The sequence below is a fragment of the Streptomyces sp. NPDC091412 genome, from assembly GCF_044756885.1.
Lineage (GTDB): Bacteria > Actinomycetota > Actinomycetes > Streptomycetales > Streptomycetaceae > Streptomyces.
The window spans coordinates 1-24,038 of the sequence record NZ_JBIVTV010000012.1 but is presented as its reverse complement, the minus strand read 5'-3'; the positions used below and the strand labels follow the sequence as shown (position 1 = coordinate 24,038).

Here is a 24,038-nt window from a genome sequence, read left to right as displayed (position 1 = left end):
TCAGAAACGGTCGAGACCCTCACGGGCCGCAGCGTCGGGGTCGCCTGCCCGGTACTCGAGGGCAACGCCGGGAAGGTCGAGAGAGGCCGTGAACAAGGTGCTCCACTGTTCGTGGCCCGGCTGGGAATCGTCGGCACGGACGCACACCACCGCGGCGGCACCGTCACCGCTGCAGAAGGCGGCCGCGCGCTCCGGCGCGGAGCGGCCGGTCATGCCGCCGCGCACAGCGCGCGCGTGGTGGTACCGCTCGGCCGACACCGATTCCGGAGTGCTGGTGTCACCGCCGGCGAGGCCGGGGTCGAGAAAGTGGTTGGTGTGGATGAGCCAGCCGTCCGCACCGGGTCGCACCACGGCGAATCCGGCCGGTGACATCTCGATGGACGCTGCTGCGGAGTGGCCGTCCCGGTAGGTCGCGACGGTCAGCACGGTGGACGCGCTCACGGTCGCGGAGGCGACGATGTCGCGGGCCTCCGCCACCGTGGCCGCCTCCTCGAGGACGCGACGCGCGACAGCGTGGACGGGCACACCGCCGGCGGCGTTGTCCGAGCGGTGGTGCAGGATGTTGAAGTGCAGGCCGAGGCCGGCGTCGTTCACCCCGATCTTCGCGGCCGTGCCGAACTCGGTGAAGAGCTTCACCCGGCGTCGCGTTCCGGTCACGAGCGACAGCAGCAGACCGTCCGGCGTGAGCGAGTCGTGCCAGTCCCATGTCTGGATCGTCTCGGGCGGTCCGCCGGAGAGCGGTGTGTGCACGGCGGTTGTGCACTCGCCCTTGCCGGGCGTGGCGGCCAGTACTTCGGTCCGTGCGCCGACCGCTGCCACCTGCCATGGCTCGATTCCTGATGCCTCGGCGATTCCGTCGGACTCCTCGGCCAGAGCCGGATACCAGTCGCGCAAGGCGTCATGGCTGTGGGCGACGATGTCGCGGACGGTCGTCTCCGAGATGCCCAGAACCCTGAAATGCGCCAGGTAGCGGGCGCTGACGTCACGCACCTGGTCCGCGTACCGCGTGCCGATCTCGCGTCCACGGTCGCGGGAGTCGGTGGTGGTCGTGCGCAGTGTGTGCAGCTTCATGGTGTTGCTGTGCGACCTTTGCTTGTGAGGCCCGTCACGGTGAGGGGCGGGCGACACGCTAGGTACGTAAAACGTTTAATACAATGGTGTTTGTCGTGTCACTTTCTGCCTTTCTGCCGCCCCGGCGTGCGTCGGCGACCACGGTCCGGCGGTCTGGGGGAGCAGCGAAAGGTACGTACCAAGGAGGGGCCGTCATGGCTCGATCGAAGGGCGTCACCATTCGCGATGTCGCCCAGCGCGCGGGTGTCTCCATCGCGGCGGTCTCGATGGCGCTCAATGGCACCGGGACGCTCAGCGTGGCCACGCGGCTGCGCGTCCGGGCCGTCGCCGAGGAGATGGAGTACCAGGCCGACGCCCTCGCGCGCGGTCTGCGACGTTCGTCGGTCGGGGCGATCGGCCTCGTCATGCGATCGCTGGACGCGCTGGGTGAGTACACGCCGCGGGGCGTCGACGTGTTCACTCGCTACATCGGTGCCGCTTCGGCACAGGCGATGGACCGCGGACTCAGTGTGATGCTCGTGCCCGACCCGACCAAGCGGCCGACACCACCACTGGCGCTGTCACTCGACGGCTACATCGTGACGATGCCGCACGTGGACGATCCGGTGATCGATCTCCTCGAACGGCGCGGGATCCCGTACGTGACGCTGGGACGCGATCCCAGCCGCCCGGATTTCACCGACTGGGCCACCGAGGACGACGGCTCCAGCTTCGGGCGCATCTACGAGCACTTCGCCGCATCCGGTGCCCGGTCGATCGTGCTGCTGCGCGGAACCGACCCCAACGCGTGGAACATCGACAGCGAGGCGACGTACCGCGCGTGGTGTGAGAGCGTCGGGATCACGCCGCGCGTCTACACGTCGGCCGAGCGCGCCGGCGAGCACGGCGGCGAGAACATCGCGCACGCGATCGTGGACGACGGGATCCCCGACGCGATCCTGTGCCACACCGGTCGTCAGGCGGCCGGCGTGCTCGCGGGTCTCACGGCGCGCGGCGTCGCCGTGCCCGATCGGACGATGCTTGCCGCGGCTTCCGACTCCGAGCACACCCGGCACAGCCGGCCCGCCATCTCAGCAGTCGAACTCCATGCCGCGGAAACGACGTTGGCGCTGCTCGACCTTCTCCAGGCGCGCATCGCGGGCGAGCCGAGCGCGGGACCGGTCCTGACGACCGCCCGGTTCCGGGTCCGCGCGTCCTCGCGGCGCACCGACACGAACGCCCGATGCTCACCGGGCCGGGACGACTGAGACGGATCCCGCCCTGCCGTACGCGCCCTTCGCCCGCACGACTTCGATCCTGGTCGACGCTCAGGTGAACTCGCCGGTCGTCGGGCAGCTTTGACGTACCGCGACGCCAAAGAGCCCGGTTCCGATGTGGGGGTGACGTGACGTCAGCCGGTCGTGCCGCCCGCGACCCACTGGCTCCACGGCATGTTCCAGTCGCTGAGGCCGTTGTCCGGGGCCAGCACGGTCTTGTCCTCGGAGTTCTTGACGATCACGACGTCACCGATCATCGAGTTGTCGAAGAACCACGCGGCGGGCCGCTTGCCGTCGTCGCCGCCCTTGACGTCCTTCAGACCCACGCAGCCGTGGCTGGTGTTGACCTTGCCGAAGACCGAGTCGGCACTCCAGTAGTTGCCGTGGATGAACGTGCCCGAGGCGGACAGACGCATGGCGTGCGGTACGTCCGCGATGTCGTACGCGGGCTTGCCGTCCTTCTTCGTGAGGCCGACGGTCGAACCGTTCATGCGGATCTGCTTGAACTTCTCGGAGATGACCATCTGCCCGTTGTACGTGGGGTGTTCGGGGCTGCCGGACGAGATCGGGATGGTCCTGATCGTCTTGCCGTCCCGTACGACGGTCATCTGCTTCGTCTTGGCGTCGACGGTGCTGATCTGGCTCCGGCCGATCTTGAACGTGATCGTCTTCTGGACGCCGTGGAGGTCGAGCTTGACGGTGACGGTGGAGCCGGGCTTCCAGTAGTCCCTGGGGCGGAAGTCCAGACGGTCGTTGTTGAACCAGTGGCCGACGACTTGCTGGCCGCTGCTGGAGCTGACCTGGATCTTCGACTGTACGGCGGCCTTGTCCCTGATCGCCTTGTCGAAGTTGACGGTCACCGGCATGCCCACGCCGACGGTCGAGCCGTCCTCGGGGGAGAGGTGCCCGATGAAGCCGTCGGCCGGGGAGGCTGTGGTGATCGTGGCGTACCCGGTGACGGAGAGGCCCTTGGCGTCCTCGGCCTCTGCGGCGACCTGATACCTGGTGGCCCGCTCCAGCGAGACGTTCGGCTTCCAGGACGTGCCGTCCGCGGACAGGGTGCCCGGAATCTCGGCACCGGTCGCGACGGCGGTCATGGTCACCTTGGTGAGCTTGCCCTTACTGACAGTGACCTTGACGGGTTTGCCGGCCCCGACGCTGTCGGCTCCCCGCGCGGGCGTGATCTTTACTCGGGCTTCGGAAACGTCCGGGGCGGCCGCCTGATCCTGCCGCACCTGCGATTTCGGGTGGTCCCCGGCGCCGCTGCCGCTGGTGGCGGCGTTGCTGGTGCCGCCCAGGGCCGTGAGTGCGACTACGCCGCCGAGTACGCCGGCCGTGGCGACCAGCCCGGTGCGTCGTTTACGTGCCGTGATCAAACGCTTCTCCCATGTCACTGCTCTTCGAATCCCCGGAGCTGACTGCCCGAGGACTGTAACTGGCTTTAGAACCACTTATAGGCATTCATGCGTCCCGAAATGGGCAAACTGTGGCGAAGCCCACGCGTGCCGAGTGCGACGCCGAGACCCTCCTCGGCAGTTCGCCGCTGCCGGGGCCACGGCGTGGGTGGTCGCCGTGACGGACTCCGGCGGCATGGCTGCCGACCGTGGGGGAGGGGGCACCGTGCACGACACGGCCGGGATGCACCTGGCGGCCTCCTCCGGCGCGGCGGCCGTGGGTCTGCCGGCGCGGGACGAAAGGCGGCGGCCGCGCTGCTCGCTCCACGAGGAAACCGAACCGCTTCGTCCCGTCCTCGCCCGCGGAGTGTTCCGCGCTCCCCTGCGGAGTGTGGCCATTCCGTCCAGCGTGCCGTCCGTCTCGTCGTCTCTCGTCGTTGACGAGCGAGAACGTGTGACCCATGGCACATCGTTGCCGAGGAACTGGGGCGCCGACGCGTCCGACCAGTGATGTGGTGCGGCTCGACAGCACGGTTGCCGTACGAAGCGACCTGGAGACTCGGTGATGGACCAGACCCCGCAACGCGCTGAAGGCCCCGTGGCCGAGGCGTCCCCCAGCGCGCTGCCGCCGCCTGTCCTGTGGGGGTTCCTCCTGCTGCTGGCACTCATGTTCACCGCTTCCTACGCCGTGGGAGCCTCCGTCGGGCCCGTGGCTCCCGGAATGCACGGAACCCGTACGACCCAGGACGGCACGGGCGGCCACGACGGCGCTGATATGGACCGGGGCGATATGGGCGGCACGCACATGAACCACGGAAGCGGGGGCTGATGGCTGCCGAACCGGCATCCCTGGAGGTCGTCACCGATCTCACCGTCGGCGGAATGACCTGCGCGGCCTGTGTGAAGCGGGTCGAGAAGAAGCTCGGCAAGCTGGACGGCGTCACCGCCACCGTCAACCTGGCCACCGGCCGTGCCCGGGTCAGTCATCCGCCGCGGGTCGGCCCGGAGCAGCTGATCGCCGCCGTCGAGCAGGCCGGCTGCACGGCCGCGTTGCCCGAGCCGCCCCGAGCGCGGCGTGAGGAGCACGCTGACGACGAGCCTGCGGAACCGCGGCAGGAACGCGACCGGCTGATCGTCACGGCCCTGCTCGCGGTTCCCGTGCTCGTCCTGTCGATGGCTCCCGCTACGCAGTTCCGCAACTGGCAGTGGCTGTGCTTCGTGCTCTCCGCACCGGTCGCCGTGTGGGGGGCCTGGCCCTTCCATCGGCGCGCGGTGCGCGGGCTGCGTCACGCGGCGGCGACCATGGACACGCTGGTGTCGCTCGGAGTGACGGCCTCGTTCTCCTGGTCGGCGTACGCGCTCTTCCTCGGCGGCGCGGGCGCCCCCGGGATGCGGATGCCGTTCAGCCTCGTGCCCTCGACCTCCCACGGTGTCGCGCACCTCTACCTGGAAGCGGCCGTCGGGGTGCCCCTGTTCGTGCTCGCGGGCCGCTTCCTGGAGGCGCGGGCCCGCCGGGGAACGGGCGCCGCGCTGCGCTCGCTGGCCCGCATCGCGGCCAAGGAGGTGTCGGTACGCAATGCCGGCGGGGAAAGACTCGTTCCCATGGAGGAACTGCGGGTCGGGCAGGTCTTCGTGGTCCGGCCCGGGGAGCGCGTCGCCACCGACGGCACGGTGGTCGAGGGCAGCTCCGCCGTCGATCTCGCGCTGGTCACCGGGGAGAGTGAGCCGGTGGAGGCCGGTCCGGGCGACTCGGTGGTCGGCGGAGCCGTCAACGTCGGCGGGCTCCTGCTCGTGCAGGCCACGGCGGTCGGCGCCGACACCCAACTGGCCCGCATCACACGGCTGGTGACCGAGGCCCAGGCCGGGAAGGCGCGGGCGCAGCGCCTTGCCGACACGGTCGCCGGAGTGCTCGTCCCGGTGGTGCTGGCCCTGGCCGCCACCACGCTGGGATTCTGGCTGGGTGCCGGCGTGGAGCCGCAGGCCGCGATCACCGCCTGCGTGGCCGTGCTCGTCGTCGCCTGCCCGTGCGCACTCGGCCTGGCCACCCCGACCGCGCTGATGGCCGCAACCGGGCGGGGTGCTGAGCTGGGTGTCCTCGTCAAGGGCGCCGAGGCTCTGGAGGGGTTGCAGCACATCGATGCCGTGGTGCTGGACAAGACCGGCACGCTCACGTCCGGCCATATGAGCGTCGCCAAAGTCACCACCGGGCCCGACGGACTCGGCACGGAGGCGGTGCTGCGACTCGCGGGGGCCGTCGAGCAGGGCTCGGAGCATCCGCTCGGCCGGGCCGTCACGGCATACGCCGGGCGGATCCTGGGCGGGCAACGCCTGCCCGACGTGCGTGACTTCGTCGCGCTGCCGGGGCGTGGCGTACGCGGCGCGGTGGAGGAGCACCAAGTCGAAGTCCTAATTCCGGACGACGAGTTGCCGCGGGCCCTCGCGGGCGCGCTGCCGGCCGCCGAGGCCGCCGCGCACACAGTGGTCATGGTGCGGGTGGACGGGAGAGCGGAAGCCCTGATCGAGATCGGGGACGTCCTGCGGCCGGGAAGCTACCGGGCCGTGGACCGGCTGCGGCGGCTGGGCGTGCGCCCCGTCCTCGCCACTGGTGACGGCGAGGTGGCCGCCCGGGCCGTCGCGGCGGAGCTGGGCATCGACGAGGTGCACGCCCGGTGCACGCCCGAGGGCAAGGGCGCCCTCGTACGCGAGTTGCAGGCCGAGGGCCACCGGGTCGCCGTCGTCGGCGACGGTGTCAACGACGCCGCCGCCCTGGCCGGCGCCGATCTGGGCATCGCCATGGGGAGCGGCACGGACGTGGCGATCGGGGCCGCGGACGTGACGCTGGTCCGGGGCGACATCGAGGCCCTGGCGGACGCGGTACGGCTCGCCCGCACAGCACTCGGCACCATCCGGACCAACCTGGCATGGGCGTTCGGCTACAACGCCGTCACCGTGCCGCTCGCCATGGTCGGTCTCCTCAACCCGATGCTCGCGGCCGCGGCGATGTCCGCCAGCTCCCTGCTCGTGGTCGGCAACAGCCTGCGGCTGCGCGTCTGGCAGCCGTCGCGCGCGTCCGGGCGCAAGCGGCCGCCGGCCCCTCGGAGCATGCCGTGACGTCCTCTTCCACCAGGGGACGGCCCCCCACCCGTCCCCGCCGCTCGACGCCGACCGGGAGTGCCCGCCGATGACAGCCCACCCCTGGATTCCCACCCGCCGCCGCCTCACCGAGACCCTGCTCGGGGCGATGGCCCCCGTGTGCGCCTGCGTCCTCGCTCTGGGCGGCCTGTCGGTGTGGGCCGCCTCCGGAAACGCGGGCAGCCCACCGCACATCGGGGTCACCCACGCACGGCTCTACCTGCCGTTCGGGGACGTGCCCGAGACGGCTGCGCTCTTCAGGGTCACCAACACGGGCGACGCACCGGACCGGTTGGTGCAGGTGACGTCACCCGCCGTCGTGGGAGGAATCTCCCTCAGCCGCCACCGGATGAGCAAGGGGGCATCCGGCTACCGTGAGGCAACGGACAGCCTGCCGGTTCCGGCCGGCGGCACGCTGGACATGTCACCGCACACCGGCGACGTCACCGTGCCGGTCACCAGGCGGTGGCAGGCCGGCGATCTGGTGCCCTTCGTCCTGCACTTCGAACACGCGGGACGCGTCGAGGCCCTCGCCGTGGTTGTCCGCCCCGGCCAGGACGGGGCGTGACCGATCGGGGGCGTCAAGGCGTGCGGCCCGGCCCCACCCACCCGTCCTGTACGGGCAGTCGGGCCCGGTGGTGAGCGTGCTCGCGCCACGAGGGCGAAACCCTGGCACCTCTCCGGGGAACTCACCGGCCTCTCCATCCGACTGCTCTGGTGACGAAGCAGGGAGGTGGCATGGAGGGGTTGGACGTCCGGATGTCCGGCGTCGTGTGCCGGCACGGCCGGGTCGAAGCGGTGCGCGAGGTGTGCCTCGACATCGCGGCGGGGCAGCGGGTGGCGCTGACCGGCACCAACGGATCGGGCAAGACGACGCTGCTGCGTGCCGTTCTCGGCCTGCACCGGCAGTTCGCCGGCCGGATCCTGGTCGGGGGGCGGGACACCCGGAGCGCGGCCGAGTGGGCATGGCGGCGCCGGACCTGCGCGTGGATCCCGCAGAAGCCGGCGACCGGCCGGTTTCCGCTGCTGGGCCGGGAGTTGCTGGCGAGCAGCGCGTCCGGCGCCGAAGCGGTCGAGGCGGCGGACAAGCTCGGCGTCGGGCATCTCGCCGACCGGCCGCTGCACACGTTGTCCGGAGGCCAGCTCCAGCGCATGTACCTGGCACGGGCGGTGGGTTGCGTCGCCGCGGGGGCAGGGGTGCTGCTGGCCGACGAGCCCACCGCCGCACTCGACTTCTCCGGCCAGGAGGAGGCGGCCGACGTGCTGCTGTCCCTGCCGGTGACCGTTGTGGTCGTCACCCACGACCGAGCCCTTGCCGACCGCTGCGACCGGGTGCTGGAGATGGCCGCGGGCCGGCTGCGGGAGGTCCGGTGAGCGTTCTGGCCGCGGCCGACGTCGGCCAGCTGCTGCAGCTCGTGCCCGTCCAGCGAGCGGGCGCCGCCCTGTTGGTGGCGGCCGTCGGGCTGCCCGTGATCGGGGTCGTCATCGTCGGTCTCGACATCATGCCGGTGCGGTTCGCGATGATGCACGTGGCGCTGCTGGGCATCGCGGTGGCTCTGCTGACCGGACTCGATCCGATGCTGTGCGCGCTGGTGGCGTGTGCGCTCGCCGGGGCCGGGGTCGCGCCCCTGGCCCGCACCCCGGACGGACTGTCCGGTGCGATGGGCCTGCTGATGAGCCTGGCGATCGCGGCCGCGCTGCTCGTGCTCGCCGTCTCGGGCGTCAACGCGGCGGGAGCCTTCGCGCTGCTGTGGGGATCCATCCTCTCGGTCGGCAGCGCGGACCTCTGGCTGCTGGCCGCACTGGCCGTCGCCGTGCCGGGCCTGTTCTGGTGGCGCAGGAGGGACATCGCGCTTCTTCTCTACGACCGTGAGCTCGCCCTGTCCTCGGGCGTACGCGTCGAGCGGCTCACCCTCCTGCTGCTCGTCCTGGTCGCGGTGTCGGTCGCCGGGGCGATCAAGCTCACCGGTGCCCTGCTCGTCGACGCGCTCACTCTCCTGCCCGCCCTCGCCGCACGGCGGTTGGGCCGTTCCCTGTCCTCCATCGTCCTCTGGGCGGTCAGTACCGGTGTCGTCGTGAACCTGACCGGGTTCCTCATCGCGCTCCGCTTCGACTGGCCGCCCGGACCCGTCCTGGTCCTCACCTCCGGCGTGGTCGTCCTCGCCGTGCATCTTGTACCCGAACGGAGAATCAGCTCATGGCGCGCATCCGCGGCCCCGTCACTTCCGTCCTCGCACTGACCCTCGGCACCGCGCTCTCGCTCACCGGCTGCGGCAGCGAGAACACCCCGTCGTCCTCCTCGTCCTCCTCGTCCGAGGCGAAGCCCGGGGGCACGAACGAGGGCGCCCCGGTCGTCGTCGCCACCACGAGCTGGGAGGGCGCCTTCGCCAAGGCCGCAGGGGCGAGGGACGTCAAGGTCATTGTCCCGGAGTCGGTGCAGCACGCTCCCGACTACGACCCGAAGCCGTCCGACCTGGCAGCCGTGGCGGGCGCCGACTTCGTGCTGTACGCGCCCTTCGAGCCCTACGCCGCGAAGTTCAAGGAGGCAGCCGGGTCGAACGCCAGGCTGGTCGAGGTCGACCTCGACAACGACGCCGACAAGGCCAAGGCCGAGGTGACCCGTTTGGGCAAGATGTTCGGCACCGAAGAGGCTGCCGCCAAGTGGATCACGTCCTTCGACACCGAGTACGCCACGTTGCAGAAGGACCTCAAGGCCGCCTGGCCGGACGGCAAGGCGCCGACCGTCGTCGCCCAGATGTTCTCGACGTGGTCGGCGAAGATGGCGGGCGCGAACCTGGTCGGTACGTACGGCCCCGAGGCGGTGACGGCCAAGCAGCTGTCCGACCTCTCGAAGAAGAGGCCGCAACTCGTCCTGGACAACGTCCATATGACGACCGGCAAGGTGCTTCCCGACTCGGGCGCGCACCAGGTGGAGATCGTCAACTATCCGGCCGAGGACCTGGATCTGCTGGCCGTGTACAGGAACGCGGCGACGGCGGTGGAGAAGGCGATGGCCTCATCCTGAGCCGCAGCCGGGGCGGACACGCGCAGGGAGGGCCGCCCGGGGTGTCACCGGGCGGCCCTCCCGCTCACCGGCGGGTCAGCCGGCCGATGCCAGAGGCCGCCGTTCCTCCGCCTGAGCCGTGCACTGTTCCCGTAGTGCCACCCGGTCCGGCTTGCCCGCCGGCGTCAGCGGCAACTCGCCCAGCACCAGCAGCCGTTCCGGGTGCTTGCGCCGCTCGAGACCACGGGTGCCGAGGTGGGCGCACAGCTCTTCCAGCGTGGGCGCCGCGCCGTCCCGCGGCACGACGCAGGCCGCGAGCCGCTCACCCATCAACGGGTCGCGTACGCCCACGCACACCACGTCCCGCACACCCGGATGCGTGGCGAGTTCGAGCTCCACCTCCGCCGGGCTGATGTTGGCCCCGCCCCGGATCACCACGTCTTTGAGCCGCCCGACGACCCTCAGCGTCCCGTCCTGGTCGATGAGTCCCAGGTCCCCGGTGCGCACCCAGCCGTCCGCCGTGCGGTAGCGGGAGTCGAGGTCGGGCGCGGCGACATAGCACAGCGGGGTCATCGGACCGCGGGCCACGATCTCGCCGACCGTACCCCGGGGCACCTCCTCCAACTCATGGGCGCCGGGGAGGGTGATCCGTATGTCGGCGACCCGGGGATCGGGGCGCCCCGCGGCGACGCCGGGCCGCCCGTCACCGTCGGAGGACTCATCCACCAGCCCGGTGTGGCAGTTGACGCCGTCCGCCGAGCCGTAGAGGTTCACGACCGGACAGCCGAAGGCCTCGCGTGCCTCCGCTGCCGTGGCCGGGTCCAGCGGTGAGCCTCCGACGATCACGGCCGTGGGCGGGGTGAAGTCCGGCCGGCCGTTCTCCGCCATGCGGTCCAGCATCATCCGGATCATGGTCGGCACGCCCAGGACATGGGTGGGCCGGTGCTCGACGAGTGCCGCCAGCGCGGCCTCCGGGGTGAAGGCGTCGAGCAGGACCAGGGTCCCGCCGTGCCGGGCGAGTGTCACGGCAGTGCCGTTGCTGCCGAACGCCGAGGCCAGCGGCACGAGGAAAAGGCAGCGCGGCGGGCGGCCGTCCGGTATGAGGGAGCCGAGGAAGTTGCCGCGCCCACCGGCCAGGGCGTTGTGCGAGTAGGCCACCATCTTCGGCTCGGCCTCGGAGCCGGACGACACCAGGATGCGGGCGGCGGAGTCGGGGTCGGGGCGGGCCGGGACCAGGGCCTTCGGGTCGGTGCGCAGCAACGTCGAGAGCGCGACGGCCCCTTCGGGTGCGGCTCCCGAGGCGATGACCGTCCGCAGCGCGGGCAACTCACCGGCGACTGCCAGCAGGTCGGCCGCATGGTGGTTGCCCCGGTGTTCGGCCGCCGCGATCACCGCGACCGCCTCGGATCTGCGCAGAAGCGACGCCGCCTCGCGCCCGCCGCGCCCGACGGGGAAGGGCAGCGCGACCGCGCCCAGGGCGGCCAGCGCCAGGTCGACGACGACGGCGTCGCGTCCGTTGGGAAGCTGGACGCCGACGACGTCGCCGGCACGTATGCCGAGTCCGGCGAGTCCAGCGGCGAGACATCGGGCCTTGCGGTCCAGCGCGGTGTAACAGAGCCTGCCCTTGGCGTCGAGGACGGCCGTGTGGTGCGGATCGGCGATCCGGCGGGCGCGGTAGAGGCTGTAGAGGTCGAGGTCGGGGCAGCTTCCGTCCACGGCCCAGGTACGGCGCAGTTCGGCGGGCAGCAGGTCGTGCAGGGCGACGGTCATGCGAACCTCCAGGGGGCGGGGACGGCGGGTGCGCCGTGTGCGTCGCGGCCGATCGAGCCGGAGGACAGCAGGTCGGCGAGGTCGGTGACGACCGGGACAGCGGACAGACCGTCCTCGCGCAGCCGCTCCAGCGCCTGTGTCGTGGAAAGGTCGCGGACCTCGTACGGGACGGCGGAGTGGTCCGGGAGGGCGATCCAGCCGTCGGCCGTGGGCAGCGGCCGGCGGAAGCCCGCCGGCCGGCGCGGATCGAGACCCCGCGCGGCACGCGTCCGAGCGGCCGCGGTGAGCATGTCGGCGGCCCCCAGCAGCGACGAATCCACCCGCACACCGGCCCCGGTGCGCTGCCGCAGCAGCAGCCCGGCGAGGACGGCCTCGGCACCGGTGAGCCCGCCGAGCACGTCGAGCAGGGTCATCAGGGACGGCGCGGGCGGCTCGTCGGCGGGGCGCGCGGCCTCGCCGACCCCGGTACGGGCCTGCACCATGAAGTCGGTGCCCATCGGGGCGTCGGGCAGTCGGCCGGCCCAGCCGCTGGTGTAGGCGTAGACGAGCGCGGGGTTGACGGCGGCCAGGTGTTCGTGGTCCAGGCCGAGTTCGGCGGCCTTGCCCGGTGCCCAGTTGTGCAGGAACACATCGGCCTCCGCCGCCATCGCGCGCAGCCGCTCGCGATCTGCCGGCGACTTGATGTCCACCTCGACGGCCGTCTTGCCGCGGTTGAGCGCGAGCCAGCGCGCCGAGATCCCCGAGCAGGCGGGCGGCATGCCGCGCAGCGGATCCCCGCCGGGCGGCTCGATCCGCACCACCTCCGCGCCGAGCAGCCCCAGCAGATGCGCGGTCAGCGGCGCCTGGATCCGGCGGCCGGCCTCCAGGACGGTCAGCCCGGCCAGAGGGGCGTCGGCCCGTCCCGCAGCCGCGCCGGAGTACGACGCGGGGTGCTGCGTCAGTTCCCACGGCGGGGCCCCGTCGTACTCGGCGGCCCGCTCGGCGATCGAACGCAGCGGGCACACCTCGGCACCGGAGGAACGGGCCGCTTCCCGGATCAGCGCCCAGGCGGCGGCCCGGGCGGCGTCGTGCAGTGACCGAGGAAAGGGCGCGCAGGCCGTGGCGTACCGGAACTGGAAGGGCCGCCAGCCGCGCCGTACCGCATCCCGCGGAGCGTCCAGCGCACGCCAGAAGCCGGCCCACGCGCCCGGGTCGAGCGTCTCCAGTTCGAAGACGACCCCGTCGGCGGAGGTGAAAGGCGGCCCGCCCGGGGCGACTTCGGCGGCCTCACCCTCCTCCGCGCCTGCCGCGGCCAGGTACTGGGAGACGGCGAGCAGCCCGGCCCGTTCGGCGCTGACCTCCGCGCTCATGGCATGTCCGCCGCGAGCCTGTGAGAGGAGCCCGGCCAGCAGGGCCTGCACGGCCAGGAGGCCGGTGGCGGTGGCGGCGTAGTCCACGGCAAGGCCGCGCGGGGTGCCGCCGCGGCGACCGTGTACGGCCATGACGCCGGTGGCCGCCTGCACGGTCGCCTCGTCGAGGGCCCTGTCGCCCCACCTCGTGTGGGCGGTGAATCCGCTGAACTCCGGTCCGCCGAGCCTGATACGGCCGCCAGGGTGTGCGGCCCCCTCCGCGCCGAGCAGCCGCAGGTGCTCCGCGACGAGTCCGTCCGCCGGTCCCGGCGGTCCCGAGGTTTCCAGACGCAGCCCGTCGAGCGGCCGGGCCGTCGCGTGCGCGACGGCCGGTGTGGCTGGTGATGTCATGCCCCTCCTTTCCTGACACGCGGGAACCCGGGAGCGGTCGCCCCCGACCAGTTCCACGAAGAGGTGGTCGGACCGGCAGGTGCCGGAGTTCCCGAAGGGGTGAGCGAGAGGTGCTGGACGTGGCGTGGGGCGATCCGCAATGTCCGTCGGAACTAAGGGAGTTGAGAGACAAGGTGGCGGACTTCGTCCGTATGCGAGTCGTGCCGTGCGAGCCGGTCCTGGACGGCGGCGGCCCGGACGCGGCGGCGGCGCTGCGCCGGCTGCGCAAGGAGGCCAAGGCCGAGGGGCTCTGGGCGCTGCCCCTCCCGGCCGAACTGGGCGGCCATGGGCTGCCGTTGAGATCGTACGCCCATGTCGCGGAGGCCGAGGGCGCCAGTGACCACGGCCCGGCGGCACTCGGATCGGCCTCGCTGCTGGACGCGCTCATGCTGTGGCGGCACGGCAGCGCGCGCGTCCGCGACCGCTATCTCGCACCACTGGTCGCCGGCGACCTGCGAGCCTGCTACGCGATGACCGAACCGGACGTCCCCGGCACCGACCCCTTCCTCACCACCACCCGCGCCGACGACAGCGAAGCCGGAGGCTGGCGGCTGACCGGGCGCAAGTGGTTCGTCAGCGGTGCCGCCGACGCCGACCTCGTCACGGTCCTCGCCCGCACGGACGGCCGGGCCCCGGAGCGAAACGGCCTGTCCCTGCTGCTGGTCCCCACAGTCTCCCGTGGCTTCCGGGTGGTGCGAGAGCTTCCCGTACTCGGTGCGGCCGGACAGGCGGAGATCGAACTCGACGGTGTCGCGGTGGACGACGGCCATCTGATCGGCGAACGCGGCAAGGCTCTCGCCGTCGCCGCCGAACGGCTCCAGCTCGGCCGCATCCTGCGCAGCCTGCGCTGGCTCGGCCAGGCCGCCCGCGCCTTCGAGCTCATGAGAGATCGAGCGGTCACCCGCACCCGTTCTCGTGGCCCCCTTGGCGACCTGCAACTCGTCCAGCGCCACGTCTTCGAGTCGTTGCTCGCCCTGCGCACGACCCGGCCTCTGGTCCACGAGGCCGTGTCCCGGCTGGACGCGGGCGGCGACGCCCATGTGGAGGTGGGTCTGGCCAAGGTCGCCGCGGCGCGCACGCTGCAGTTGGTGGCCGACGCGGCGATCCAGGTCCACGGCGCGGCGGGCCTCGGCCCGGACACCGCGCTCCCCGCCCTCTTCCGCACCGCCCGCGCGGCCCGCGTCCTCGACGGTCCGGACGAGCTGCACATCACCTCGGTGGCGCGGCGCGTGCTGCGAACGGATCCGGCCTGAGGTCCTGTCCACGGAGGCCGGTGAGGACGGCGAGGGCGTACGCCAGGAAGAAGTCGCCCCAGATCAGCTCCTGTCGCACGGCTGTTTCGGCCGCCAGGTCGTAACAGCCGTCCAGGAGGCGGCCGTCGGCGGTCAGGTGGTTGTCGACCAGTGCCTTGAGGACGGCGACTGCTCGGTCCCGGTGACCGAGGCCGAGCAGTGCCAGTGCGGTGACGGCGGCGGCGGAGGTGTCGCAAGGGCCGCCGGGGTGAGCGAAGTCGGCGGGCGGCACCAGGTGCTCCGTCAGCAACCGGCCGACGTGGTCAAGGAATTCGTCGCCGCCTGCCAGAGGTGCGGCCTCGGCGAGCGAGAGCAGGAGCCACGCCCTCCCCCTGCTCCAGCCCGGGGGAGGATCGGCGCACGCGGTCCAGCCCGCGCCGGGCTCGTGCCGCCACGACCAGCGGGGCGGCCGCGCACCAAGCCACAGTTCGACATGTCGCCACAGATGGGAGAGGGCTGCCTCAGGGTTCGCCGTCGCCAGCAGCGGCACCATGCCGGGCACGCCGTCCACACGCGCCGTCAGCCGCGGTCCGCCGAACGCCGAACCCCACGGCACGAGACCGAGCTCCGGGACGAAGTCGTTCAGGCAGGCCCGGGCGGCCCGGTCCCGCAGGCTCGGTTCGTCGTCCGCGAGGGCGGTGCCGTACCAGAAGATCAGTCCGCGGGCGGCGGTGTCCGCCTCGGCCCAGCCGGCCAGGCGGGCCGTGCAGGCCCGTGCGACCGCACGGTCGGCGGCGTCGCCGGTGTACCGGGCGCGCAGCCACAGCAGCCCCGCCCAGAAACCTCCGGTCCAGGAGCCGCGCGCGGTCGTCCGCCACGTGCCGGTGCCCGGGTCCGCGTACAGCGGGAACCGGTCGCCGACCTCGGTGCGGGTGACGGCGACTCGGGCCAGGACGCGGGCGAGTGCCGGACCTGCCCAGGAGGGAGCGGTTGCCAGGCCGGGCGGCGCCTGTCGGTCCTCCTGCGGGGGCGTGCCCTCGTCCGTGCGTGCCGTCATGACCGTACGCCTGCCCGATGTTCCTGCACGGCCCACAGCAGTGCCACAGCCCCGGCTCCCGCGAACTCGGCCGCCACGAGCAGCCACCCGCCCCCGTACCGCCCGGCCTCCGCCAGCACCCCGAACAGCGGCGGCCCGACCGCGAATCCGGCGAAGAAGCCCGCCGAGACCAGTGCCGAGTCCTGGCCCGCCCGACCGGGTGCGGCCCGCTGCATCACCAGGACCATCGACACCGCGTTCGCCGCCACGGCGAAGACGCCCACCGCCACGGCCGCGACCCACGCCAACGGGCGCAAGGACGACGAGCCGGCCAGCAGCAGGGCCGCGGCCACCGCGCCCACGGCCAGGGAACCCGGCAGCCAGGCCGCCCGGTCGGGCCGCCCCGCGACCTTCGACCAGCCCACCCGGCCCGCGATCCCGGCCACACCCAGCACGGCCACCAGCGCACCCGCCGAGGTGGGGCCGAGACCGAGCCGCTCGGTGCCGTACAACGACAGATAGGTGTTCACCGAGGCGATGCCGCAGCCGAGCAGCAGCGAGAACGCCATCAGCCAGGCGATCATGCCGTGCGGCACCCAGACCGCCGGGCTCGACTTCGCCGGAGGATCGGCGGGCATCGCCCGCGCCGCCCACACCGCCGCCACCGCCGCGGCGCCCGCCGCCGTCCACACGGCACCCCGCCATCCGGCGAGCCCGGCCAGTGCCGCGAGCGGCAGCCCGGCCGCGAAGGCCCCGAGTTGCACCCCCGACTGCTTCATCCCGGTCACCGCACCGCGCCGGGCAGGCGTCACCACGGCGAGGATCGCCTTGTTCGTGGCGGGGTTGGCCAGCGCCTGCGGCAGCCCGCCGAGCGCGACGGCCGCCAGCAGGAACCCGGCATTCGGGGCCGACCCGATCAACGCCAGCGCCACCGCCGCCACTCCCAGCAGGGCCACCAGACAACGCCGCGGCCCGACCCGGTCCACCACCCGGCCGCCGACCGGAGAGAGCACGGCCGCCGTACTGAATCCCATGGTGGTCGTGAGCCCCAGAGCGGTCGGCGAGACGTCCAGCTCCACCACGAGCCGCGGGCCGAGCGCCCCGATCAGGAACAACTGCATCATCGAGAAGGCCATGGAGCAGGTGAGCAGCGCGGTCAGAGCGCCGGTCGCCGGATCCGCCCCCTTCTCGCCCACCGCTCGCGCTCCGTTGGGCCCTGCTCGTCCCACCCGATCCGTCGTCACAGACGCACCTCCCGGGACAGCAGTCGGACCCGACACTCATCAGGTTCCCGCTCTTTACTGTGATGTGAATCACCGTCAGAGTGCTGAGCGTCGGATGTGGGAAGTTTCCGTATCCCCGCATGACGGCGGGTCAGGAATGCGAGGATGAGCGGCCATGACTGCTGGGTGGCATCTGCGCATGACACGGGCCGCGGTGTTCGCGGCCGTCTGTGTGCTGCTCGCCGCCCTGGGGCACGTCCTGATGTCAGGCACCGCTGTGCCCTGGTGGGCGCTGACATCGGCGGCGGTCGTCACCGGCGGAGCGGCGTGGTGTCTGGCCGCCCGGGAGCGCGGCCTCCTTCTCGTCTCCTCCGTGGTGGTGGCCGTGCAGACGGCGCTGCACCTGTGGTTCTCCTGCGCGCAGGGGCTGGTGACGCCGCCCCCGTTGCCGGCGCCCACGGGCGGAACGGTTCACAGCACGCGCGACCACATGGCCTCGATGGTCCACATGAGCCATGTCATGCCTACGACCCCCGGGGTCGACGTGGGGGAGTCGACGGGTGCCCTGGGCTCCTCGGACGCCATGGCGGGAATGGGTCACGCCATGGGCGGGACATCCTCCGCCGGCATGCTCGCCGCCCACCTGCTCGCCGCTCTGCTGTGCGGCCTGTGGCTCGCGTACGGCGAACGCGCCGCGTTCCGCATCCTGCGGGCCGTCGCCGGATGGCTGGCCGCTCCGCTCCGGCTGCCTCTGACCGTGCCGGCGCCACCGCACCGACCGCGCATCCGCGCCCGCCGCGGCCGCTCGGCCCGCACGCCGCACCGGCTGCTCCTCGCGCACGCGATCACTTCTCGGGGCCCGCCTGTGGGAACCGCTGTCGTCTGAGACAGCCGATTCCCCGGCACCGCCCCGCGCGTCCCGCGCCCGGGCGGTCCGGGCGGCGGGCGTACGTCGCCGTTGCGCGCGTACGTCCGCCACCCCACGCCATCACCGGATCCGCTGCCCGTCCCACGCGGTCCCTTCCCCATGCCCCGGGCCCGCGCGGATCTGCGCACGCCGGATCTCCGGACTTCCGAGAAGGACCTCAGGTGATCAGTCCTGCCCTGCCTGTCGCATCCGACACGACGCCGCACACCGAGAGAACCCGCGACGAGAAGACGTCGACCGAGGAGTCGATAACGGCCTGGGCGCTCGCCGCCCGCGCCGGTGATCCGAGAGCAGTCGAGAACTTCGTCCGCGCTCTGCAGCGAGACGTCCGTCATTACGTCACCTACCTCAGCCACAACCCCCAGGCAGCCGACGACCTGGCCCAGGACACCTTCGTGCGGGCCCTCGGCAGCCTGCACCGTTTCGAGGGCCGCTCCTCCGCCCGGACCTGGCTGCTGTCCATCGCACGCCGTGCGGTGATCGACAGCTACCGGCATGCCTCGGCCCGGCCTCGCCTGGCCGACACCGACGACTGGCAGGCCACTGCGGAGTGCGCCCAGGAGCGCGGCCTGCCGGGCTTCGACGAGGGCATCGTCCTCACCGACCTGCTGGAGGCACTGCCCGACGAACGCCGTGAGGCGTTCGTACTCACCCAGATCGCCGGTCTGCCCTACGCGGAAGCGGCCGAGCTCAGCGACTGTCCGATCGGTACGGTCCGTTCCCGCGTCGCACGCGCTCGCGCCTGGCTGATCCAGTCCCTGCACGACGCCGAACGAGGCGAACCGGTGAGTACCGCGGCCTGACGACGCCGGCAGCGGCCCTGACGAGGGGCTGTCCCGGAAGCTCCGGAGCGAGCCGCGCTCCGGAGCTTCCGCGCATCGCAACGAGAGGAGGCGGCGGCTGCCCAGTGCAGCGCGGCCCCAACTGTGCTGTGCGAGGGCGTCACCGGATACGTCCGCTGCGTACGCCGAACGCCGCGGTGTCCAGTTCTCGCCAGTCCGCGGTAAATGCCTGGACTGAGAAAGTCTGCGGACGGGAGACTTCCGACTTCCGAACCTCCGGGAGTGTGATGGGGACAACAGGTACGCGAGGGCCGACGCCGGGCAGGAGCGCGGTCGTTCTGGCACTACGCCGCTACGGCCGGGAACTGCTGCGACTACGGCTGCTGGCCCTGCCCGCGCTGCTGTTACCGGCCGTGGGCAACATCGGCATCCGCTACGTCGCCCCCCTGCTGATCGCCAAGCTGGCAGGACAGGCCGCCGAGGACGGCGGTCTCACCCTCGGCCCGGCGCTGCCGTACGTGCTGGGCTTCGGCGTGACGCTGCTGCTCGCCGAGGCCGTGTGGCGGATCGGGCAGCACTGCCTGAACCGCGTGGAGGCCCTCGGCATGGAACACCTGTACGTGAGCGGCATGGACGAACTCCTCGCCCAGGACGCGGCGTTCTTCCACGACAACTTCGCCGGCTCCCTGACCAAACGGGTGCTCAGCTTCGGCAAGCGCTTCGAGGACTTCGTCGACACGGTGACGTACCGGATCGTGGGCAGTCTCGTCCCCCTGGTGTTCGGTGCCGTGGTGCTGTGGAGCTACGAACCGATGCTCGTCGTCGGCCTTCTTGTGATGATCGCGCTGACCGTGGTCGCCGCGACGCCTCTGGTCCGTCGCAGGCAGCGGCTCGTCAACGACCGCGAGGCGGCGATCGCCCGGGTCTCCGGCCACGTCGCCGACAGCCTCATGAACATGGAGACCATCCGGGCCTTCGCGGCCGAGCGGCGGGAGGCCGACGAACACCGCAGCCGTGTCGCGGACTCCCGGCGCCTGACGCTGAGGTCGTGGGACTTCGGCAATCTGCGCGTCGACACCCTGGTCGCCCCCATGTCCGTGCTGACCAACGTGCTGGGTCTGCTGGTGGCCATCGCCTTCGGTGGCTCGGGCCAGGGAGTCGAGGAGATCGTCGTCGCTTTCACCTACTACTCCAACGCCACGCAGATCATGTTCGAGTTCAACCAGATCTACCGGCGTCTGGAAAGCTCGATGACCGAGGCCGCACAGTTCACGGAGCTGCTGCTGGATCCGCCCACCGTGCTCGACCCGGCGACACCCGAACCGCTCGCACCGCGGGACACCGGCATCCGCTTCGAGGCGGTGACCTTCGCCCACACGGGTGCGAAGCCGATTTTCCAGGGACTCGACCTGGACGTGCCCGCAGGCGCACGGATCGGTCTGGTCGGCAGGTCCGGCGGCGGCAAGACCACGCTCACCCGGCTCCTGCTGCGGATGTCGGACCTTGACGACGGACGCATCCTGATCGGTGGTCAGGACATCAGCCGGCTGCGCCAGACCGACCTGCGCTCCCTGATTGCCTACGTCCCGCAGGAACCCGCCATGTTCCACCGCAGCCTGCGGGACAACATCGCCTTCGCCCGGCCCGGCGCCACCGACGAGGAGATCCACGCGGCGGCCGCGGCCGCGCACGTCACCGAGTTCGCCGACCAACTCCCCGACGGCTTCGCCACTCTGGTGGGGGAGCGGGGCGTCAAACTCTCGGGCGGCCAGCGCCAGCGCGTCGCCCTCGCCAGGGCCATCCTGCGCGACGCCCCGATCCTGCTGCTCGACGAGGCGACCAGCGCGCTGGACTCGGAGAGCGAGCTCCTCGTCCAGGACGCCCTGTGGCGGTTGATGGACGGACGTTCGGCCCTCGTGGTCGCCCACCGCCTGAGCACCGTCGCCGGCATGGACCGCCTCGTCGTCCTCGACCGCGGAAGCGTCGTCGAGCAGGGCACCCACGAGGAACTGCTCGCGGCGGACGGCGCCTACGCCAAGCTGTGGCAGCACCAGTCGGGCGGCTTCCTCGGCGAAAGCGCCGAGTCGGCCCTCGGACGCCCGGTCCCGGAAGCCGGTCCCAGCGGTCTGCCCGGACCGGCCGACCCGGCACCGGACGGGGGCCGCGGGACGTCGTCGCACGCTCGTACGGGCACCGGGTCCACGTGACCGAGTCGGTTTCCGGACATCGTGATCCGAGAGGGGCGCGTCGGCGAGGGACGGCCTTTGGACGTCGTTTCTTATGGCGTGATTGTTCGTTGATCCGTGCATGACGGATTTGGTGGAGCGGTTGGTGCCGGACGAGTTATGGGACGTGTTCCGGCGAGTGGTCCCGCCGACGCAGGTCATACGCCCGCAGGGCGGCGGCCGGTGACGGGCCGGTGACCGTGAATGCCTAGCGGCAATCATCTTCGTGGCCGCCTCGGGGTGTACCTGGCGGCAACTGCCGCCGGTGTTCGGGCCGGCTTGGCCCACGGTCTACCGGCGCTTCGCCCAGTGGAGCCGGGAGAGGGTTTGGGCCAGGCTCCACCGGGTCATCCTCGACGAACTTGGCGCCCGAGGGGAGCTGGACTGGTCGCGGTGCGCGATCGACTCCGTCAGCGTCAGGGCGGCAAAAGAGGGCCACTGACCGGACCGAATCCGACCGACCGTGGCAAGCCGGGATCGAAAATCCACCTGATCACGGATCGGAACGGGCTGCCCCTGTCGCTGGGCATCCCCGGTGCCAACATGCACGACAGCCTCGGCCTGCAACCACTCGTGCGCGGGATCCCGCCCATCCGCTCTCGACGCGGCCCACGCCGCCGGCGCCCGGCCAAGCTCCACGCCGGCAAGGGATACGACTACGACCACCTGCGCCGGTGGCTGCGCAAACGTCGCATCCGCCACCGCATCGCCCGCAAGGGCATCGAGTCATCCACCCGACTCGGCCGCCACCGCTGGGTCGTTGAGAGAACGGTCTCGTGGCTGTCCGGATGTCGGCGCCTGCACCGCCGCTACGAACGCAAGGCTGAGCACTTCCTCGCCTTCGTCGGCATCGCCGCAGCCCTCATCTGCCACCGCCGACTCACCCGATAAGGCATGAGCTCAGTCGCCTGCTGGAATCAGCGGGTCGGCACGGGACAACATCTCGGACAGCGGAAGTCCGTCCCTGGAAGCAACGAGCCGACGCGCTCGCAGTTCGGCACGCGTACGCGGACGGAACTTCGGCTCCCTGCCGCACCCGCAGACCGGTCGCCCCTCGTAGCGGAGATCTTCACCCAGGGCTGCGGCCACCACAGACCACCTGCGAACGTCCCGCCTCGACGCCACGGTCTGAACCATCCACTCGCCGGCTCCGGTGCCGATTGACGTCCTTGGCTAATGGCAATAGCCTCTGGGCTATGGTTGCTAAAAGGTCGCTGACGCCGGCCGCCGTGGTCGATGTGGCACTCGGCATCGTGGACGAGCACGGGCCGGACGGCCTCACGCTCGCCGCCGTGGCGCACGGCTGCGGGGTCGCCACGCCGTCGCTCTACAAGCACGTGGCGAGCCTCGGCGAACTGAAGACGCTCGTCGGAGTGCGGGTGCTGGAGGATATGACCGACCGGTTCACGACGACCGTCTTGGGCACCGGTGGCAATGAGGCGGTCACTGGGTTGATGCACGCCTACCGTGCGTACGTCGCCGCGCACCCGAAGCGGTACGCCGCGCTGCCGATGGACCCGCTGCACGACCCGATCCAGGAGGCGGCCGGCGCGAAGCTCGTCGGCGTCATGTACGCCACGCTGCGCGGCTACGGACTCGAGGGCTCGGCGGCCGTGCACGCGACCCGGCGCCTGCGGGTGCTCCTGCACGGCTTCGCGTCCATCGAATCCGCGGGCGGCTTCGGCCTGCCGGAAGACCTCGACGACACCTACGACCAGCTCATCCAGATGTATCTCGCCAGCCTGAGGAACGAATCATGAGGATCCCGCTGTCCGTCGCAGGCGTACTGTTCCTGCTCTACCCCGCCCTCCGCCCATGGGAGGACGAGTCCACCACCTCGGGTGCCGCCGCCGCGATGGGCTCCACCGCGTGGATCGTCGCGCACCTGTGCGCGATGATCGGGTTCATCCTGGTCGCGATTGCACTGCTGCCGATCAACCGCGTGGCGGCGATCGTGTTCTGGATCGGCGCCGGCCTGACGCTGCCGTACTACGGCGCCGAGGACTTCGGCCTGCATGCGATGGCCAACCAGTCGAACGTCCTCGACCTGGCCGAGGACGTGCGCTACAACCCGTTCGCGATGACGATGTTCGGGCTCGGGCTGCTGACCATGGCGGCGGGCGCGATCCTCGTCGCAGCCCGGATGCGCACGGTGCCGGCGATCCTGTTCGCGGTCGGGTTCGGGCTGTTCCTGCCGCAGTTCTTCGGTCCGCCCGCGCTGCGGATCGCGCACGGCGTACTGCTCGCGGCCGCCTGCGTGTGGCTGGCCTGGGACGCGAAGCGGATCCAGCCCGCGCCGGTGCCGGCCTGACTTAAGGTCGTTGCCTCCTGCGTCTGTGGCTCCGACCTGTGGCGCGCCGTTCGTGCGTCGGTACCGGACAGTCGATGATCACCGCGATCAAGGTGTTGCTCAGGCCCTGATTCTGCGCACGGCGAGTGCGCGCGGAGGCCGTTCGGGCGTCCGCTCCCGTAGTCCAAGTCGCGCTGAAGAGCGGGTGTCATCTACCTCGAAAGGTCGCAGGAGCGTGAAGCTCGCGCCCCTGCTGGAGGATGTCGGTGCTCGCTCGTACGGTGAACGCATGGTCCCTGGCTTTCATCGTGCGAAGGGTGGCGGCCCGATGGTCGGCATCCGTCCCGGCGACGCGTTCGCGCTCCGGATCGGCATGCCGCTTGAAGCTGACACGACACGCACGCGTAGTGCAGCTTGTAGGAGGTGATGGCATGGAGGCACACCAGGCGACCGTACTGAGCCACCCCTTAACGGGCCACTCCTTTCCAGCGCTCGCTTCCTCCGGTGCTGGTGACAGCCATCCATAAGAAACGACCTCTTAGAGGTCGTTTTCATCTGGAACACCCTGCTATCACCGCTTTACTTCGGCGTGATGGTGGGGTGCTGAAGAGGCTGCCGGGTTGATCGGCTCTTATGGGCCCGGTGGGGTGACGGCTGGGGCTGGAGACGGCTTGCGCCTGCCTCATTCCGGGACGCCCGAATCTGTACTGTGCTTCCGTGGGCACTGCCGCGCGCCTGGGCGCACTCGGATTTGGGCGGTATGCCCAGGACATGACCGAACGTCGTGCGTATCCGAGTGATCTGTCCGATGCCCGCTGGGAGCTGGTCGAGCCGGTCCTAGCGGCCTGGCGGGCCGAGCGACGCCGGCATGCCCTGGACATCGGTCGGCCGCCCGAGCACGAGCTACGCGAAATCAT

At 71.5% G+C, this 24,038-nt stretch carries 19 protein-coding genes and 2 pseudogenes; 15 read left to right on the top strand and 6 right to left on the bottom strand.

Going from position 1 to position 24,038, the window contains the following annotated elements; all coding sequences use genetic code 11:
* The gene (locus ACIQMV_RS25655) at positions 1-1,071 is read right to left on the bottom strand and encodes a C45 family autoproteolytic acyltransferase/hydolase (protein ID WP_402595863.1); all 1,071 of its coding nucleotides are present in this window, start codon (positions 1,069-1,071) and stop codon (positions 1-3) included.
* Between the two features lie 194 nt (positions 1,072-1,265).
* On the opposite strand from ACIQMV_RS25655, the gene ACIQMV_RS25650 reads away from it, so the two are divergent.
* Positions 1,266-2,318 (top strand): LacI family DNA-binding transcriptional regulator, encoded by a 1,053-nt coding sequence (locus ACIQMV_RS25650; RefSeq protein ID WP_402595861.1) that lies wholly within the window; start codon positions 1,266-1,268, stop codon positions 2,316-2,318.
* 143 nt (positions 2,319-2,461) lie between these two features.
* Here the strand turns inward: ACIQMV_RS25650 and ACIQMV_RS25645 are convergent, their stop codons facing one another.
* Entirely contained in the window at positions 2,462-3,703 is a 1,242-nt protein-coding gene (locus ACIQMV_RS25645) for an Ig-like domain-containing protein (RefSeq protein ID WP_141363316.1), read from the bottom strand.
* Positions 3,704-4,286: 583 nt separating this feature from the next.
* Here ACIQMV_RS25645 and ACIQMV_RS25640 point away from each other — a divergent pair.
* The 6 genes from ACIQMV_RS25640 to ACIQMV_RS25615 all read left to right on the top strand — a co-directional run bounded on the left by ACIQMV_RS25640 (position 4,287) and on the right by ACIQMV_RS25615 (position 9,878).
* Positions 4,287-4,550, top strand: a complete 264-nt coding sequence (locus ACIQMV_RS25640; protein ID WP_402595859.1) for a hypothetical protein — start codon at positions 4,287-4,289, stop codon at positions 4,548-4,550.
* Positions 4,550-6,832, top strand: coding sequence for a heavy metal translocating P-type ATPase (locus ACIQMV_RS25635; RefSeq protein WP_402595857.1), 2,283 nt, complete (start codon positions 4,550-4,552; stop codon positions 6,830-6,832). Before ACIQMV_RS25640 ends, ACIQMV_RS25635 begins: the two co-directional genes overlap by 1 nt.
* A 70-nt stretch (positions 6,833-6,902) precedes the next feature.
* Positions 6,903-7,421, top strand: coding sequence for a copper chaperone PCu(A)C (locus ACIQMV_RS25630; RefSeq protein ID WP_402595855.1), 519 nt, complete (start codon positions 6,903-6,905; stop codon positions 7,419-7,421).
* Positions 7,422-7,591: 170 nt separating this feature from the next.
* On the top strand, positions 7,592-8,227 hold the full coding sequence (locus ACIQMV_RS25625; RefSeq protein WP_141363324.1) for an ABC transporter ATP-binding protein: 636 nt from the start codon (positions 7,592-7,594) through the stop codon (positions 8,225-8,227).
* Positions 8,224-9,093, top strand: coding sequence for a metal ABC transporter permease (locus ACIQMV_RS25620; protein WP_402595854.1), 870 nt, complete (start codon positions 8,224-8,226; stop codon positions 9,091-9,093). The genes ACIQMV_RS25625 and ACIQMV_RS25620 overlap by 4 nt, the downstream gene beginning before the upstream one ends.
* Positions 9,051-9,878: a metal ABC transporter solute-binding protein, Zn/Mn family gene (locus ACIQMV_RS25615; protein WP_402595853.1), complete on the top strand. Its 828-nt coding sequence runs from the start codon at positions 9,051-9,053 to the stop codon at positions 9,876-9,878. Before ACIQMV_RS25620 ends, ACIQMV_RS25615 begins: the two co-directional genes overlap by 43 nt.
* A gap of 75 nt (positions 9,879-9,953) precedes the next feature.
* Here ACIQMV_RS25615 and ACIQMV_RS25610 read toward each other — a convergent pair whose 3' ends face one another.
* Positions 9,954-11,627, bottom strand: a complete 1,674-nt coding sequence (locus ACIQMV_RS25610; protein WP_402595851.1) for a class I adenylate-forming enzyme family protein — start codon at positions 11,625-11,627, stop codon at positions 9,954-9,956.
* A complete protein-coding gene (locus ACIQMV_RS25605) occupies positions 11,624-13,366 on the bottom strand; it encodes a CoA transferase (RefSeq protein WP_402595850.1) in 1,743 nt (580 codons plus the stop codon). The genes ACIQMV_RS25610 and ACIQMV_RS25605 overlap by 4 nt, the downstream gene beginning before the upstream one ends.
* 110 nt (positions 13,367-13,476) lie before the next feature.
* Here ACIQMV_RS25605 and ACIQMV_RS25600 point away from each other — a divergent pair, with 110 nt between their 5' ends.
* Positions 13,477-14,658 (top strand): acyl-CoA dehydrogenase family protein, encoded by a 1,182-nt coding sequence (locus ACIQMV_RS25600; RefSeq protein ID WP_402595848.1) that lies wholly within the window; start codon positions 13,477-13,479, stop codon positions 14,656-14,658.
* Here the strand turns inward: ACIQMV_RS25600 and ACIQMV_RS25595 are convergent.
* Together ACIQMV_RS25595 and ACIQMV_RS25590 are read right to left on the bottom strand one after the other, a co-directional pair.
* Entirely contained in the window at positions 14,615-15,694 is a 1,080-nt protein-coding gene (locus ACIQMV_RS25595; RefSeq protein ID WP_402595846.1) for a sugar ABC transporter permease, read from the bottom strand. The two genes, ACIQMV_RS25600 and ACIQMV_RS25595, sit on opposite strands and share 44 nt — an antisense overlap.
* Positions 15,691-16,809, bottom strand: coding sequence for an MFS transporter (locus tag ACIQMV_RS25590; RefSeq protein ID WP_402595994.1), 1,119 nt, complete (start codon positions 16,807-16,809; stop codon positions 15,691-15,693). Before ACIQMV_RS25590 ends, ACIQMV_RS25595 begins: the two co-directional genes overlap by 4 nt.
* Positions 16,810-17,071: 262 nt before the next feature.
* On the opposite strand from ACIQMV_RS25590, the gene ACIQMV_RS25585 reads away from it, so the two are divergent.
* The 7 genes and pseudogenes from ACIQMV_RS25585 to ACIQMV_RS25555 all read left to right on the top strand — a co-directional run.
* Complete coding sequence (locus ACIQMV_RS25585) at positions 17,072-17,782, top strand: hypothetical protein (RefSeq protein ID WP_402595844.1); 711 nt, start codon at positions 17,072-17,074, stop codon at positions 17,780-17,782.
* A 203-nt stretch (positions 17,783-17,985) separates the two neighbouring features.
* A complete protein-coding gene (locus ACIQMV_RS25580; RefSeq protein WP_401780476.1) occupies positions 17,986-18,627 on the top strand; it encodes a sigma-70 family RNA polymerase sigma factor in 642 nt (213 codons plus the stop codon).
* A 266-nt stretch (positions 18,628-18,893) separates the two neighbouring features.
* The gene (locus tag ACIQMV_RS25575) at positions 18,894-20,813 is read left to right on the top strand and encodes an ABC transporter ATP-binding protein (protein ID WP_402595842.1); all 1,920 of its coding nucleotides are present in this window, start codon (positions 18,894-18,896) and stop codon (positions 20,811-20,813) included.
* Positions 20,814-20,913: 100 nt separating this feature from the next.
* Positions 20,914-21,722 (top strand): annotated as a pseudogene (locus ACIQMV_RS25570) (IS5 family transposase).
* Positions 21,723-22,027: 305 nt separating this feature from the next.
* Positions 22,028-22,591 carry a TetR/AcrR family transcriptional regulator gene (locus ACIQMV_RS25565; protein ID WP_402595840.1) on the top strand — a complete coding sequence of 188 codons (564 nt, stop codon included), beginning with the start codon at positions 22,028-22,030 and terminating at the stop codon, positions 22,589-22,591.
* Positions 22,588-23,142, top strand: coding sequence for a hypothetical protein (locus ACIQMV_RS25560; RefSeq protein WP_141364062.1), 555 nt, complete (start codon positions 22,588-22,590; stop codon positions 23,140-23,142). Before ACIQMV_RS25565 ends, ACIQMV_RS25560 begins: the two co-directional genes overlap by 4 nt.
* 750 nt (positions 23,143-23,892) lie before the next feature.
* Positions 23,893-24,038: pseudogene (locus ACIQMV_RS25555) on the top strand (IS5/IS1182 family transposase); the annotation flags it as partial.

Excerpts from the sequence above, each read along its gene's own strand:
- ACIQMV_RS25595 (WP_402595846.1), bottom strand. The coding sequence starts at position 15,694 with ATGACGGCACGCACGGACGAGGGCACGCCCCCGCAGGAGGACCGACAG.
- ACIQMV_RS25655 (WP_402595863.1), bottom strand. The coding sequence starts at position 1,071 with ATGAAGCTGCACACACTGCGCACGACCACCACCGACTCCCGCGACCGT.
- ACIQMV_RS25575 (WP_402595842.1), top strand. The coding sequence starts at position 18,894 with ATGGGGACAACAGGTACGCGAGGGCCGACGCCGGGCAGGAGCGCGGTC.
- ACIQMV_RS25635 (WP_402595857.1), top strand. The coding sequence starts at position 4,550 with ATGGCTGCCGAACCGGCATCCCTGGAGGTCGTCACCGATCTCACCGTC.
- ACIQMV_RS25590 (WP_402595994.1), bottom strand. The coding sequence starts at position 16,809 with ATGGCCTTCTCGATGATGCAGTTGTTCCTGATCGGGGCGCTCGGCCCG.
- ACIQMV_RS25650 (WP_402595861.1), top strand. The coding sequence starts at position 1,266 with ATGGCTCGATCGAAGGGCGTCACCATTCGCGATGTCGCCCAGCGCGCG.
- ACIQMV_RS25640 (WP_402595859.1), top strand. The coding sequence starts at position 4,287 with ATGGACCAGACCCCGCAACGCGCTGAAGGCCCCGTGGCCGAGGCGTCC.
- ACIQMV_RS25625 (WP_141363324.1), top strand. The coding sequence starts at position 7,592 with ATGGAGGGGTTGGACGTCCGGATGTCCGGCGTCGTGTGCCGGCACGGC.
- ACIQMV_RS25610 (WP_402595851.1), bottom strand. The coding sequence starts at position 11,627 with ATGACCGTCGCCCTGCACGACCTGCTGCCCGCCGAACTGCGCCGTACC.
- ACIQMV_RS25630 (WP_402595855.1), top strand. The coding sequence starts at position 6,903 with ATGACAGCCCACCCCTGGATTCCCACCCGCCGCCGCCTCACCGAGACC.
- ACIQMV_RS25585 (WP_402595844.1), top strand. The coding sequence starts at position 17,072 with ATGACTGCTGGGTGGCATCTGCGCATGACACGGGCCGCGGTGTTCGCG.
- ACIQMV_RS25565 (WP_402595840.1), top strand. The coding sequence starts at position 22,028 with ATGGTTGCTAAAAGGTCGCTGACGCCGGCCGCCGTGGTCGATGTGGCA.
- ACIQMV_RS25615 (WP_402595853.1), top strand. The coding sequence starts at position 9,051 with ATGGCGCGCATCCGCGGCCCCGTCACTTCCGTCCTCGCACTGACCCTC.
- ACIQMV_RS25560 (WP_141364062.1), top strand. The coding sequence starts at position 22,588 with ATGAGGATCCCGCTGTCCGTCGCAGGCGTACTGTTCCTGCTCTACCCC.
- ACIQMV_RS25605 (WP_402595850.1), bottom strand. The coding sequence starts at position 13,366 with ATGACATCACCAGCCACACCGGCCGTCGCGCACGCGACGGCCCGGCCG.